12 protein-coding genes are annotated in these 13928 nt (G+C 59.7%); 9 read left to right on the plus strand and 3 right to left on the minus strand.

The genetic code is table 11. From position 1 onward, the window contains the following. Positions 1-359: 359 nt before the first annotated feature. The 9 genes from IFT58_RS11230 (at position 360) to IFT58_RS11270 (ending at position 6351) form a co-directional block, all read left to right on the plus strand. A complete protein-coding gene (locus IFT58_RS11230; protein ID WP_192094977.1) occupies positions 360-530 on the plus strand; it encodes a ribbon-helix-helix protein, CopG family in 171 nt (56 codons plus the stop codon). A 46-nt stretch (positions 531-576) separates the two neighbouring features. Then, positions 577-2226, plus strand: coding sequence for a phage/plasmid primase, P4 family (locus IFT58_RS11235; protein WP_192094979.1), 1650 nt, complete (start codon positions 577-579; stop codon positions 2224-2226). A gap of 63 nt (positions 2227-2289) precedes the next feature. Then, entirely contained in the window at positions 2290-2538 is a 249-nt protein-coding gene (locus IFT58_RS11240) for a hypothetical protein (RefSeq protein ID WP_192094981.1), read from the plus strand. A gap of 66 nt (positions 2539-2604) precedes the next feature. Next, positions 2605-3618 carry a zincin-like metallopeptidase domain-containing protein gene (locus tag IFT58_RS11245; protein ID WP_192094982.1) on the plus strand — a complete coding sequence of 338 codons (1014 nt, stop codon included), beginning with the start codon at positions 2605-2607 and terminating at the stop codon, positions 3616-3618. 257 nt (positions 3619-3875) lie between these two features. Beyond that, entirely contained in the window at positions 3876-4415 is a 540-nt protein-coding gene (locus tag IFT58_RS11250) for an NYN domain-containing protein (protein WP_192094984.1), read from the plus strand. Positions 4416-4513: 98 nt separating this feature from the next. Further along, positions 4514-4936, plus strand: a complete 423-nt coding sequence (locus IFT58_RS11255) for a hypothetical protein (protein ID WP_192094986.1) — start codon at positions 4514-4516, stop codon at positions 4934-4936. A gap of 98 nt (positions 4937-5034) precedes the next feature. Next, on the plus strand, positions 5035-5508 hold the full coding sequence (locus IFT58_RS11260; RefSeq protein ID WP_192094988.1) for a hypothetical protein: 474 nt from the start codon (positions 5035-5037) through the stop codon (positions 5506-5508). Positions 5509-5683: 175 nt separating this feature from the next. Further along, on the plus strand, positions 5684-5971 hold the full coding sequence (locus IFT58_RS11265) for a hypothetical protein (RefSeq protein ID WP_192094990.1): 288 nt from the start codon (positions 5684-5686) through the stop codon (positions 5969-5971). After that, a complete protein-coding gene (locus tag IFT58_RS11270; RefSeq protein WP_192094992.1) occupies positions 5968-6351 on the plus strand; it encodes a hypothetical protein in 384 nt (127 codons plus the stop codon). Before IFT58_RS11265 ends, IFT58_RS11270 begins: the two co-directional genes overlap by 4 nt. A 641-nt stretch (positions 6352-6992) precedes the next feature. Here IFT58_RS11270 and IFT58_RS11275 read toward each other — a convergent pair. From IFT58_RS11275 to IFT58_RS11285, 3 genes are read right to left on the minus strand one after another with little or no spacing between them, the layout of a single operon-like run. Further along, a complete protein-coding gene (locus IFT58_RS11275) occupies positions 6993-10238 on the minus strand; it encodes a DEAD/DEAH box helicase family protein (protein WP_192094994.1) in 3246 nt (1081 codons plus the stop codon). 9 nt (positions 10239-10247) lie between these two features. Further along, positions 10248-11477 carry a restriction endonuclease subunit S gene (locus tag IFT58_RS11280; protein ID WP_192094996.1) on the minus strand — a complete coding sequence of 410 codons (1230 nt, stop codon included), beginning with the start codon at positions 11475-11477 and terminating at the stop codon, positions 10248-10250. Then, entirely contained in the window at positions 11474-13525 is a 2052-nt protein-coding gene (locus IFT58_RS11285) for a class I SAM-dependent DNA methyltransferase (RefSeq protein WP_192094998.1), read from the minus strand. Before IFT58_RS11285 ends, IFT58_RS11280 begins: the two co-directional genes overlap by 4 nt. Positions 13526-13928 lie beyond the last annotated feature (403 nt).

Consider the following 13928-nt stretch of genomic DNA (forward strand, 5'->3'; position numbering starts at 1 on the left):
AGGAGGTAACAAGGGGTAACAGGGTAACAGGTGAATCGATAGCTCCTGACAGATGCATGCATGAACGTTGCGGGATGCAGAATGCGTTTTTCTTGCGTGGATCTCTTAAACCACTTGTTACCTTGTTACCGCCTGTTACCACCAACAAACATAAGGGTTTGAAGGGTAACAACTGGGTAACAAGCACTTGCTACCTCCCAAGTAAAACATTTAACTGGTTCACGCTTTAATGGATTTCTGGAGTTGGGGGGGGGGCAGAAAAGAACATTCGCCAGCACCAAGCCTTGCCAGTTCTGAAAAGCCTGCTTAGATGGATTTGTGGTCACAACTGGACCACAAATCAAGAGACGGAGCAGGCAGTGAAGACGAAACGCGAAAAGACCACACGGGACGAGTTGTTGAAGGCCCGGGTCAGCAAAAGTTTTAAGGCGTTGGTGGAGGAGACGGCGGTGGCCCGTGGGCAAACCCCTTCCGAAGCCATGCGTCAGGCGCTTCAAGAGTGGGTGCATCGACCCAGTCAAGCGGCATAAAAAACCCCGGGTGCGAACCGGGGCGTTTACAACCAAGGATTACAAGATGAAGAGTAAAGCGAACACTGGCGCTGTCAAGCGCGGGGAGGCCAACGGCGACGCCGTTGATCAGGCTCCGAAGAAAAAGGGCAAGGCCTTTGGGGCCGACGCCAACCCCAACGACGCCGCGGATGATCTGGGCATCGTGGGCGAAGACCTCTCGTTCGAGTTGGCCTATGCCGACGACATGCGACGCGGCAACCAGTTCCGCATTGGCGGCAAGATGGACAACGGCGAGCTCGATATTTCGCTGTATCAGTGGGATGAGGTCGAAGGCATCTGGGCCATGCAAGCCACTCGGGAAGCTGAGGCCCACGCCTTGGATTGGATGCGCAAGAACGCGCCTGAAGACGCCAAGCAGAGCAGCGCGGCCAGCTGCGTCAGAACCGCGATCCTGGAGATGATCCGTTTGCCGAGCATGAAGCTGCCCGAGAGCCAGCATCGCGCCATCGTGCCGCTGAAGGGGGGCTACTTGGAGATCCTCAAGGACGCCAACAAGAACGCCTACATCGAATACCTGCCGGCCGACCCGAAGCACGGGATTACCTCCGTGGTTCCGGCGAAGCTCAATCTCGACCAAGTGGAGTCGGGCCGCTACACGCCCAAGCCGTTGGATCCCAGGTCCCGCTGGGCCAAATACCTGGACCGCTTCATGCCGGACATGGCCGTGCGGGGGCTGCTTCAGGAGGCGATGGCTTCTTCGGTCATGCCGATGTGTCTGGAGAAGGCCTTTCTGCTGCTGGGCAGCGGCAGCAACGGGAAGAGCACCTTGCTTCACGTCCTCCGCGCCATCCACCCCAAGAACACGGCCGTCCGCATTGACAAGTTGGATGGGCAGTTCTCTGTAGCCCCGTTGACCGGGAAGACGCTTTATCTCGCCACGGAAACTCCAAAAGTCCTCTCCGACGCCATCCAGCAGGTCATGAAGGCACTCATCTCGCGCGACCCTATGTCTGCCGAGAACAAGGGCAAGGACGCTTACACCACGGTGCCGCGGGGCACGCTCTTCCTTGCTCTGAACGCCATGTTCTCGGTCACGAGCCACGAGCACGGCTTCTGGCGAAAGATCTGCATGATTCCCTTCAACGTGCGCCTGGCCGAGAACGACAAGGACCGCGATCCGGATTTCCACAAGAAGCTGACCGAAGACCCGACTGAAATGGCCGTGATCATCGATTGGCTTCTGGAAGGAGCTCTGCGCCTCATCGAGCGTGGCGGCCTGCCCGAGGAAATGCCCGAAGCCGTCAAGGCGCTTGCCGAGCAGACCCGACAGGAAACAGACACCACGGCTTCCTACTTCGCCGAGCGCATGGTGATCGAGGAAGACGGCACGTGGACCGACAAGAATGACATCTACGACGACTACCGCAACTACGTGCTGGATGAGTTGGGCCGTAAGCCGGTGGGCGCGGAGGAGCTCTGGAAGCGCGTGCGCGAACGCATGCCGGGCATTCAGCAGAAGCAGAAGAAGGCCTCGAAGAGCGCCAAGGCCGAGCGCTGGGTCAACCTGCGCGTGGGAGGGCTGAAGCCTCGAATGGAGGGCGGCGCTCTCCAACCCCCCTCGGATGAAGGTGTCCCCTTGGGTGACCCTCTGAGCAAAGAGGCACTGGAAGCAATCGCCCTCTTGTCAGGCACGCCGATGGCAGAGGCCGCCTAGGGCTTTACATCCGCCGCAGGTGCGCTATTGCAAGGGGGTATCCCAACCAAAAAAGGAGCCCCCATGCAACCGCTCATCCCATCCATCCCCGACGACGCGTTCCACGAGGAGGCGATCACCGCCGCTGACCTGGAAGGCCCCGAAGGCCCCGAGTTTGATCCGCAATACCTCATCGTGCAGTCCGCCTTTGGCCTTCACATCATGCCAGGCAGCGATGGCGACGAGGGACTGCGAAGCGAGAACGATATCGCCGAACTGGTCCGGAAAGCGCTCTATCGCCGCAAGACCCTGACGCTACACATCGAGTTCTAACCCATCCACCCACGACCACCTGTTTTAAGAGGCGCAGGCGGTTGAAAAAGATTTGAGGCAACCCGCATGTCCAAGTATTCCGATCTCATCCAGGCCACCGCCGAGCGCATGCTCGACCTCATGAAGCAAGGCACCATCCCTTGGCGCCGGCCTTGGAACGACCCTAACGCCCCGCAGACTGGCTCGATCAATGGGCCGTGGAACCCAACCTCGGGCAAGGCCTATCGGGGCAGCAACACTCTGATCCTGCGCGGCGCCCAACTGGTGCATGGATACGAGGACAGCCGTTGGCTGACTTATAAGCAAGCGGCCGGCATCGGAGGGGCTCAGGTCAGGCGCGGCGAGAAGGGCCAGCAGATCGCCTACTGGGATTTCAGCAAGACGGCCAAGGCGGAAGACGGTGAGCAGCCCGCCGTTGGAGGCGAAGAGAAGGGCTATCGCGGCCCATCAGTATTCGTCGCCACGGTGTTCAATGCCAGCCAGATCGACGGCATGCCCGAGCCCCCGCCGCCCTTCGTCATGCCCGAGTCGATCCGCAATCTGCGTGTCCGGGAGTTGTTGGACAAACACCAGCCAAAACTTCATCACGACGGAGGCAACCGGGCTTTCTACTCCATCGCCGCGGATTCGATTCACCTGCCGAAGCACCACACTTTCAGCGATGACGTGAGCTACCAGGCCACGCTGCTCCACGAACTGGCCCATTGGACCGGCGCGAAGCACCGGCTCGACCGCGACCAGACCGGTCGGTTCGGCAGCCAGGACTACGCCAAAGAGGAACTGGTAGCCGAGCTCTCAAGTTTGTTCATTTCCGAGCGCCTCGGGATTGGGGTGGGCAGGGAACACGAAGGGCAGCACGCCGCCTACCTGCAGAGTTGGATGAAGGCCCTGGCCGACGACCCCAAGACCCTGTTCCGTGCGGCAAGCGAAGCAGAGAAGGTCATGACCTATCTCGACATCAAGGCGTTTGAACGCGAATCGCTGCCGCAGGTCAAGAAGGAGCAGGACATGGAGCAGGGGCGGGAGGCTGAAGCTGGCCGGAGGTCTCCATCGCGACGCAAGGAACGCCAGGTTGCTTGACGCTGGTGGGGCTTGTTCATTCGCATTTTTGAGATAGATATAGGTAAGTCAGGGCAAATCCTGGCTGGATGGAAAAGACCGCCTAGTTAGGGATTCTCGATTTCGACTCACTAAGCGGTGGCTTTTTCTCAAGCTTTTTACGCTTGCATCAAAGAGGAGACGGAGCAAAGGGCGGCTTAGGCCGCCCTCTTCATTTCCGATCTTGCGGAACTCGAATGCTCTGGTATGCATGAAGTAACAGAGCATTTGGAGGGAGTATGGCAAGTCTTATTTACGTTGACGACAGCAACCTGCGGGCCACCGCGCGCGAGCTCCTAGGGTCTGCACATTGGCAGTTGGGGGGCGCGGTATGCAACTACAAAGCCTTGCAGGAAATGCTGTCGTTCGGAGAGCAGCCCAAGGCGGCGCGAATCTACGGATCATTTGGAAGCGCTGCTGAAAGACACGCGTTGATCGTTGAAACTTCAAAGGCAGGCTTCGTTCCGAGCTTTGTGAAGCGCCTGCAAGACAAAGAGAAGGGCGTCGATACTGCCCTGGTAGCCGACTTGATTTCAGACAGCTTCATTAGCTACGAGGCCGGCGACGAAGTGATCATCGTGGCCGGAGACGCGGACTACTTACCCGCGATCAACCGATTGAAGGGACGGGGGATCTCGGTCTCGGTGGCGTTCTGGGAATATGGTCTGGCGGACTCGGTCCGAAGGTCAGGATGCAATCTTGTTAGCTTGCAGTCCAACTTGAAAAATCTGATCCGGCTACAGCGTCCGAAAAAGAAGCACTTGAAGGCTGTGGCGTAGTTATGGGCGGCGAAAGCCGCCTTTTCATTGGCTGAGCCTCTTGCGCAACTCCGTTCATTTGTTATGGGTATATCTACCTACACAAAAAAGGAGTTTGTATGCGCATCATCTCTTGTCCCATGATTGCCGGCGTGCTGTTGTTCGGGTCTGGATGCTCTATCGGATCCAAGTCGGACGATGGGCAGTCGCGCGGTGCCGTCCATTCTGACCCTTCACACCTGGTAGGCGAAATTAACTTGCCCAAGGACGCGACCGTTGACAGCATTCCTGCTCTTCTGAAATCTGGCGGAATGCCTTGGGATGATTTCGACGGTGAGATCCCTCTGGAAGGGCCCTTCGTCGAAAGTGCTACGACCTCCGGTCGTTCGCTGGTGGTTGTCAAAGACCCGCTCGGCTCAAAGACCCGGCTGATTGCACGGTCCGGCGGTCTACCGCGTCTGACGACGCTCGTCGTCTGTGTCCGAGGAGAGGGGGCAGACGCCACAGCGTCCGATCTCAACTTGGGCGATGTTTGTAAGTGATAAGAGGAGGCGGCGAAAGCCGCCTTTTCCTTGTCTGAGCCCCTTGCGGATCTCCATCTGTTTGTTATGGGTATATCAACCCACACCAAGGAGCATTTATGCGCGCACTCATCCTTTCCCTGGCCCTCGCCAGCCTGCTCCCGCTGACGGCCTCTGCTGCCGATTCCACCTCCGCCCGCCGTTACGGCACATCTGAAGCCCTGTCCGTCCAGAACGCCCGTCTGGGTGAGGTCCTGATGGTCCGCTCGGTGGACATCAAGAGCGACAAACGCCTGAACGCTGGAAGCGCTATAGGTGCGGCCGTCGGCTACGGTGCCGCCCTCGAGGTCAAAGGCGACTACCGCAGCGCCGCCCGCATTGCGGCAGGGACTATCGGTGGTATGGCCGGCACTGCGATCCAGAACGGCATGAGCAGTCGCCGAGGCGTGGAGGTGTATGTCCGAGCATTGGAGAGCGGCAAGGTGATTGCCATCGTCCAGGTCGATGACCTGCCGATTCGCACCGGGGAAAAGGTGTTCCTGACGGGGAGGGGCAGCAAGACCCGGGTTGTTCCGGTTGAGGGGCAACGCTGATGAGGTCGCTGTTCAACGTCCCTTCCTCTGTTCTTGGAGTCGGAACCCGGGCGTGGGCCAGGCCTGGCCATCCGCCGGCCCGGCCGAACGCTTGGTTCGTGCAGCAAAGCCACTGGGGTCAGGCCTTGGTTTGCCGTGCAAACCTGATGTCCACTGCCCGGGGTGAACGTCAATGATGAGCGCGCTTCTGCTGGTATTGCTGCTGGGGCTGATGCTCACTGTGCCGTCCTGGACCCTCAACCGCTTCCGGAAGGCGAAGGCTGCATGGCTCCGCGTGCTGACTGGAGAGCGATACGGCCGAACCTACGGCCGCTTCGTCATCCACGCCGCCTTGTTTGGGGTGGGCGTCACTTTCCTGGGGATGGTTGCGGCGGTGGGCACCGTCGGTGCGTGGCCGGTAGGGCTCTTCCTGCTTGTGGTCGGCTTGGGTGCATGCATTGTCGCGCGCGGAGCGAGGCAATGAGTCGCGTGTGCTCCACCTTGTTTGCCCCAAGCGCGCTGTCGAATAGCGGCGGCATTGAGTTGCTGCCCATGCCTCCAGACATTCAGGCCATCTACGACGCTGCACGGCGAAGCACACCCTACGGCACCGAGCTGGACGACGCGTTGGCCGCGCACCGTCAAGCGTTTGGTGAGGGGGATCAAACCGAGCACGCCCAACGGGTAGACCCGTCCGATGCCATGCCCCTCGACCCGGAGGCGCGTCGCCAAGCCTATGCGCGCCAGCGCCGATACGCGGTTCGCGCCGGTGTGACCTCAGGCCTGACACCTGAGTCCATTGCGCAAGCGCTGGGTGTGTCGCCCTCGGTAATCCAGGACGACTTGGCGGCGATGGTTCGATGAGCTCACGCAAAGGCTTCCTCGGCGGCCGGTCGCCGGCCCATGTCCAATCCTTGCTGGACGAAGGGGTGACTCAGCGGGCCCTGGCTCAACGCCTAGGCGTCACCCACCAAGCCGTGAACCGCTTCGTCCGGCGTCACGGCTTGGCTGGCTCCGGGCAGCAGGCGTTCCGCGCCTACCAAACTCGCGAGCTCGCCGGACGTCGTCAGCAGGTGCAACAGCTGGTCCAGACCGGACTGACGTCTGCAGACGTGGCCAAGCACTTGGGGGTTTCGCCAGCAACGATCAGCCTGGACCGGCGGACGCTCTGCTTGGCCCGATCCTTGAAGAGGCCGGAGAACCGGACGTTGCGCGGGCTGGGCCAGGGCCACATCCGGGCCCGCTTGAAGGTGGTGAGTCGGGCTGAGTTGGCCAGGGAGCTTGGGGTAAGTAGTTCCGCGGTCTACCGCTTTTGCAGGAAGTATGGCCTCACCACTTAGCAGCCCGGAGGGGCTTCCCGGTACTTCGGTCGTTTAGTAGTCCCGGCCCTAAAGTCCGACCGGGATCCGATCTCCCGAGGGTCCTACGCCGACATCACTGACAATGTTTGACGAGCTAGCCAGACTGCCTGAGAACCCGTCGCATCAGGGCGCGCGTCAGACAGTTCAAGCTCCCAGCTCCGCCCGATCGATGTTCTCGCCTGCCTTGACCATCTCGTAGAGCAACCCAACGAGTGGTGCCAGCGCTTGCTTGTCGTTCTTCAATACTTGGGTAGCCAGCTCGGTGTGCGAGCCCAGTGCTCGGACCAAGGCCGCCTGGACGGACCCCTTGATGTTGCCGTTCATGGCGACATCCCGCGGATTGTTTTTAATCTGGGCGACAGTATTGGCGTCTTCGCGAACGATGTCGGCCAAGTGGTTGACGAGTGCGACCTTGTCCGTCAGTGGCGTGGCGTCCCCGAAGATCGAGTTGAGACGTTCGATGATCTGGCGCAGGTACACGGGCAGGGCGGCTTGTCCACCACCACCAGGCCCGAGCGGCTTGAGGATCAGACTGTCCGCATCTGTCTGGCCGGAGTCGGGTTTGTCCCGCGGCTTGATGTCAAAGCCGGTCAGCAGGAGGGCCGACACGTCGACCTGATCCGGCGGGACGCCGTCTAGGCGCTTCGATAGTAGGCGGGCGAAGCTGGCGAACGCCTCCAGCGCGGCATCACCAAAATCGATGGTTTGTGCCACGTAGGTGTACAACGTGCCGAACCGGGCTAGCCCTGACCTGAAGTCGAGCAGGATCTGGAGCGCTTCGGCTGACTGAGTGCGGCGGGCATCGGCCGCTTTCATGCCCGACGCATTGCCTTGCGACTTGGTGGCCTCATAGGCCGCTTCTGCCGCCAAGATCGCCGCACGGGCCGCTTTCAGATGATCGTTGAAGCGCTCTGTAGGCCCGCTGGTGGCAGCGTACAGTTCCTTGTGCTGCGCTTGTTCACCAGCTGCGTAAGCGGCTGCCGACTTGAAGCGCGCAGCGGTGTACGCATCCACGTCGGCTCGCGTATAGATCCCCGCCTTATCCAGATCGCCCTGCAGGTCGTAGACAACGTTCGGGTTCTGGACGTTCTGGATCTGCGCTCCTGCGTCGTACTTGGCGAAGGCATCGAGGACCGACTTCGGGTCGTTGATGAAGTCGACGACGAATGTTGTGTCCTTGCCGGGCGCGATGCGGTTGAGCCGGGACAGCGTCTGGACGATCTCCACGGGATTAGCGATCTTCTTGTCCAAATACATCGCGCATAACTTCGGCTGATCAAACCCCGTTTGGAATTTGTTGGCGACGATCATCACCCGGAACTCGGGGCGATCAAAGACATTGCGTAAATCTGAGCCATACTGGTTCGAGTTCATCGAGCTCTCGGTGAACTGCTCATCGTCCTGCGCGGCGAAAGGGTCATCTTTCACCTGATCGTCGGCAGGGTGCTTGACCTCCTGGCCTGTCAGTGAGCCCGAGAACGCCACCAAGGCCTTGTAGGCCTTGTGCTGCGGGTTGTCTTCGATATAAGCGTCGAACGCACGCTTGTAACGCACGGCGGCGGCGCGCGAGGACGTCACGATCATCGCTTTTGCTGTATTCCCGAGGAGGGGGGCGACATTGGCGGCGAAGTGCTCAACGATAAACTCGACTTTCTGGACGACATTGGTGGCGTGCAGCGAGAGCCACTTGGCCAGCGCACGCTTGGCGGCCTTGCTGTCCACCCGTTTGCCATCCTTGGTCGGCTCCGCCAGATTGAACGCCGTCTTGTACGGCAAGTAGCCCTTAAGTATGTCGAGAATGAAGCCTTCCTCGATGGCCTGCCGCATAGGATACTTATGGAACGATGCGGGCAGATTATCCTTGCTCGCGGGTAGGCTCGCGTCGGGCCGGCGGCCGAACAGGGTCAACGTGGCGTGCTTGGGTGTTGCCGTGAACGCGAAGTAGCTGACATTGCTGGGGCGCACGCGCGAGGACTGGATCTTCTCGAGCAGTTCCTCGACGGTCAGACCCTCCATTTCCTTGGTATCGCGCAGTGCCAGCGTCGCTTGAAGCTTGGAGGCCGCAGTGCCGGTCTGGCTCGTGTGTGCTTCGTCGATAATGACCGCGAAGTTGCGATTGGCGAGCTTGCCGTTGGTCAGGATCTGTTCCATCGCATACGGGAACGTCTGTATCGTCACCACGATGATCGGAGTGCCACGCTCTAGCGCCTTGGCCAGCTCGTTGGACTTGCTTTCGCCGGTGTTCTTGTCACCGATGGCCGCGATCATGTCGTGCTGATGGTCGATCTGCTGGACAGCGTCTTGCAGCTGCTTGTCCAAGACGGTGCGGTCCGTGACCACTATGACCGAGTGGAAGAGATTGGCGCCAGCAGCGGTGCGCAGGCGTATCAGGTCATGGGCGGTCCACGCAATGGTGCTGGTCTTGCCGGAGCCAGCCGAGTGCTCGCACAAATACGAGAGGCCAGGCCCGTGGGTCTTCGCGTCATCGATCATGCGCGTAACCGCGTCCCACTGGTGGAAGCGCGGGAAAATCTGCGTTTCCTTCCTGCGGTGGTTGCCGGCCAGGTCGACCACATCCTTCTTCTCGGTATACACGAAGCTGTGGAAGATCCGCAGCCAGTTGTCGCGCTGACAGACCTGCTCCCAGAAGTGCGCCACCGGGTACTCGCCATCGTTACGCACGGGATTGCCCGCGTGCCCATCGCGCCCCTGATTGAAGGGCAGGAAGTACGTGTTCTTGCCATCGAGCTTGGTGGCCATCTGGATGTCGCTGTCTGACATCGCGAAGTGGACGACGGCACCACGCTTGAAGGTGAGCAGCGGCTCGACACGTTTGGTGGACGGATCCTGTGGAAGGCGATCGTTCTTATACTGTTCCACCGCGGCATCGGCCGACTGTGTGAAGTCGGTCTTGACCTCAACGGTGGCGACGGGCAGACCGTTGATGAAGAATACAAGGTCGATGGCAAGCGTACTGGCGGGCCGGTAGTTCAACTGTGGCACGACACGCAGGATGTTGGCGGTGTAGCGCTCCCAGGCTGATGGGTCACGCTCGTCCTCGGGTAGGCCTTCGCTCAGGCTGATCTCGCCTGCGCCGGCAAGCTTGATGCCGCGGCGCAGGACATGAACGGTCCCGTCCTTCTCCAAGGCTTGAGCGAGCCGGTCCATAAGCGTGGCCGCTGCTTTCTCGCCGTTGCCGGCAACCAGCTTCTCCCAGCGCTTGGGCTGAGAGGCCTGGATCCAGCGTATTAGATCCTCGGGGTACAGCGCGTAGTTCTGGTCATAGCCCGAGCTAGTGCCCACCTGCCAGCCACGCGCAGCGAGTTGCTTGACGATGTAGTCCTCGAAGTAGCGTTCGCGGTGGGCGGTGTCGCTGAAAGCAGGGTGCATGGCTTGTCCTTAGGCCGCAGGGCGTAGATCAATCTTGCCAGTGACGGCAGCGGTGATGAGGGCAGTGCGATGTTCGCGCAGTAGCTCGATCGAGCGCTCGGTCTTAGTGATCAGGGTGTCAATGCGAGTGGTTCTTGCGGTTAGCGTCGATAGAATGTGATCTTGCTCCTCACGAGGAGGAAGGCAGATCCGAATGTTACGGAAATTCTCCCAATAGAGCCGACTACGAAAGTCGGCAATGCCGCGAGAAAATCGGCGCATTTCTTCGATTGCCATCGGAGTTCGCAGCAGCAGCTCGACGTAGCTGGTGTTCATAGGAATCTTTGGCGCTGCAACAACATAGGCAGGACTTACCTGGCCGGCTACACCAACCGCTCCAAAAGCTCCTTGCCAAGCCCGCATCATGTTGTAGGCAAGATCCCCTGGAACAACCTTTTTGTACTTAGTTCTGTCCTCAATGAGCGTTACCTTTCTGTTGCGCTCTGCATCGTCAAGTTCGTCGTCCGAAATGCCATCGTGGATGGAGATGGAGAGAACGGGGAGGTCTGGGTGGCCGGTCCTCGTCACCTCTTGGAACACATTGGCCAGCCGATGAGCTTTCCAATGCGCGGGTGCCTCGCCCAGCCACTCCACGCCGCTATCCTTCATCGGCGCGCCACGATCCATCCCCTTGGTCACGGCATGCGTGATCAGGGCCTGGTGCTTCTCGCGTAGCAGGTCGATGAAGCGAGTCTTTTTGGTCACCAAGGCGTCGATTCGGCCGACTTGACGATCAAGAAAATTCGCAATCCTCTTCTGCTCCTGCGTCGGTGGATACGGAAGTTTTAACGAGGATACTGCGTCGACCGAAATTCCAGGTTGTGCGGCAGCCGTTGAGTACCTGTTCAAATCCATTGTTCTGAGTACGTGACATAGCCAGCGCACATCTAGATCAGTCGTGGGACTTACCACCACGGCGTGTTCTGAGGCCCATAACCTCCCCTCTACCTCATGAACGTTTCCGCAAAGAGCTCCCTGCCGCCCGATGAGTGCGAAGTGACCCTCATGAGTGAAAGTGGATGTAAAGCCACGAACACCGTTTCCTCCGTAAACCGGGTAATCACCATCTAGAGAAATAGAATCTGCAGAGATGCTCTCACCGCTCTTCAGAGAAGCGACTCTGCGAAGCGCAATCGCTTTCCAGTGTTTCGGGAGCGGCTCTCTCCACACCACTCGACTGTCCTCGGAAACAGAGCTCACTCCGCCACCTCTTCCAGAAGCGCCGCGATCTCGGCCTCGACTGCCTTCAACTCTGCATCGATTTCGTGCAGGTTGCGCGGCGGGACGTGCTTGTAGAAATAGCGACTAAAGTTGATCTCGTAGCCGACCTTTCCCACCTGTCCGTCGCGCTCGTCTGTGTATTCGGCATCCACCCATGCATCGGCGACATGCGGCAGGACTTCTGCGTCCATGTAGTCGCCGAGCGTCTGACTCAGCGGCACAGTCTCGAAGTCTTCCAGCTCCTTGTCTGCGAGTGGGTTGCCTTCTTCATCCTGAACTTCGGGGGCGTCTGGATCGCGCACACCCAGCGCGGCTTCCATGGCATTGGCCAATGGCTTTCCAACCTTGCCCAGTCCAGCCTTCTTCGCGGCAGCAGGCAACGTCGCGAGCCAAGCGTAGGGATGAGTCTCGCCGAGATGCTTACCCAGGAGGTCCAGCCAGCCCGACTTCTCAGTATCATCCAGCTTGGTGAAGGGCTTGCTTGCCGCTATAGCAGCCAAGGTTTCCTCATTGATCTGGATGGTCAGGCGCAGCGGCCGCTGGACCTTGATACGGCGGTAGCCGAAATCGCGGTAGTCCACGATCCGGACGTTCTCGTTCGGCACGAAATCCGAGTAGAGCCGCGCGATATCCTGGATCTGCTCGTCGCTGACGTAGCGGCGCTTATTGCCCTCGGATTTACGCATGGGGCTGTGCATGCCAGTAGCGTCGATTAGCTGGACCTTGCCCTTGCGAGCGGCAGGCTTGTTGTTGGTCAGGATCCAGATGTACGTACCGATGCCGGTGCGGAAGAAAATGTCGGTGGGAAGCGCCACTATTGCGTCGATGTAGTCATTTTCCAGCAACCAGCGGCGGATCTCGGTTTCGCCTTGGCCAGCGTTGCCGGTGAACAGAGGCGAGCCCGACAGGATGATGGCTGCGCGGCCACCGCCCTTGCGTGGGTGCTCAAGCTTGCTGACCAGATGTTGGATGAACAGCATGGAGCCGTCGGAAACTCGCGGCGTACCGGCGCCGAAGCGGCCCTTGAAACCCTTTTCTTTAGCCTCGCGCTCCACGAACGCCTGATCCTTCTCCCACTTCTTGCCGAAGGGAGGGTTGGACAGGCAGTAGTGGAAACGCTGCTCTGCGAAGGCGTCCTGGGAGAGCGTGGACTTGGGTCCCGCGATGTTGGCCGACAGATCCCGCGAAGGCTCCGTTTCAAGGCGGCGCAAAAGCATGTTGGCGAGGGCGACAGCGTGGGTCTCGGGCTCAAGCTCTTGGCCGAAGGGGATCAGTACGGGCGGTGCTTTGCCTTGGGCCGAGAAACCATCGACGTGGTTCATGGCGTCGGTGAGGAAGCCGCCGGTGCCGCAGGTTGGGTCGTAGAGCGTGCGGATCAGGCCAGGGTTGTTGCGGAACAGGGCATCGTCAGGGTCGAGCAACAGTGTTGTGGCCAGATGGACCACGTCGCGCGGCGTCATAAAGTCCTCGGCCGCTTCGTTGACTTCGGAACCGAATCGGCGAATCAGGTGCTCGTAGATGTTGGACATCACCCGGTCAGGTACGACGTTCGGGTGGAGGTCGGTATTGGCGAAGTTCTGGCAAATCTTGAACAAGATGTCCGCTCGCGCGAGGCGTGCGATGGTGTCGGTGAAATTGAACTGGTCGAAGATGACGCGGGCGTTGTCCGAGAACGCCGCCACATACGCATCCAGATTCGACTTCGTCTTTGTCGCGCCCAGTGTGGCCAGGGAGTACTGCGACGTGTTGTAGAAGGGCAGGCCGGCGGTCTGGCGCAGGATCAGATCCGTGTCCAGCCCCTTGTCCTTGAACTTGGTGTGCACCTCGCGAACCTGTTCTCGGGTGGGTTCGAGCACGCACTCCAGTCGTCGCATCAGCGTGAAAGGCAAGATAATCTTGCCAAAGTCGGTGTGCCTGAAGTCGCCCCACAGATCCTCAGCGTTCTTCCAGATAAAGCTCGCTAGAAGGGTGTCAGACGCCTTTGGCGCTTCGGTGGTGGGTGCTGCGGGTTGCGGGTGCTTGATCATGGTGCCTTCGGTCAAAGCAAAACAGAGGCCGGCAGCGTGTGCGCTGACAGCATAACGGATGGGGGTGCGCCGGACTCCCCAGATGACGCATTGTAGGTGAGCCGGACGTGCCCTGGGGATCCCCATTAAGAAGTCCCGCTGGTATGGTCTGAGAGCCGCTATGGAAGCGGTTTACAGAGGGCATGAGATCGCGAAAGGATTTGCCTCGCCGCCGCACTGCTTGTTCGTTCTAACCCGGTTTTCGTCAAGCAAGAGGGATATGTTGGGGGGAAGTGCGGGCTGGCACGATGAAGCCGCTGGATAACTGGAAGACATTCCAGTGCAGTGCCGGCTGCCTGACAGTCGCTCAGCTCCACAAAGAGGCATAGAAGGTGTGGCGGTGTTAAGCCAAAACAGGTTAAAC

This window comes from Stenotrophomonas sp. CFBP 13718, from assembly GCF_014842145.1.
In the GTDB taxonomy this organism is placed as follows: domain Bacteria; phylum Pseudomonadota; class Gammaproteobacteria; order Xanthomonadales; family Xanthomonadaceae; genus Stenotrophomonas.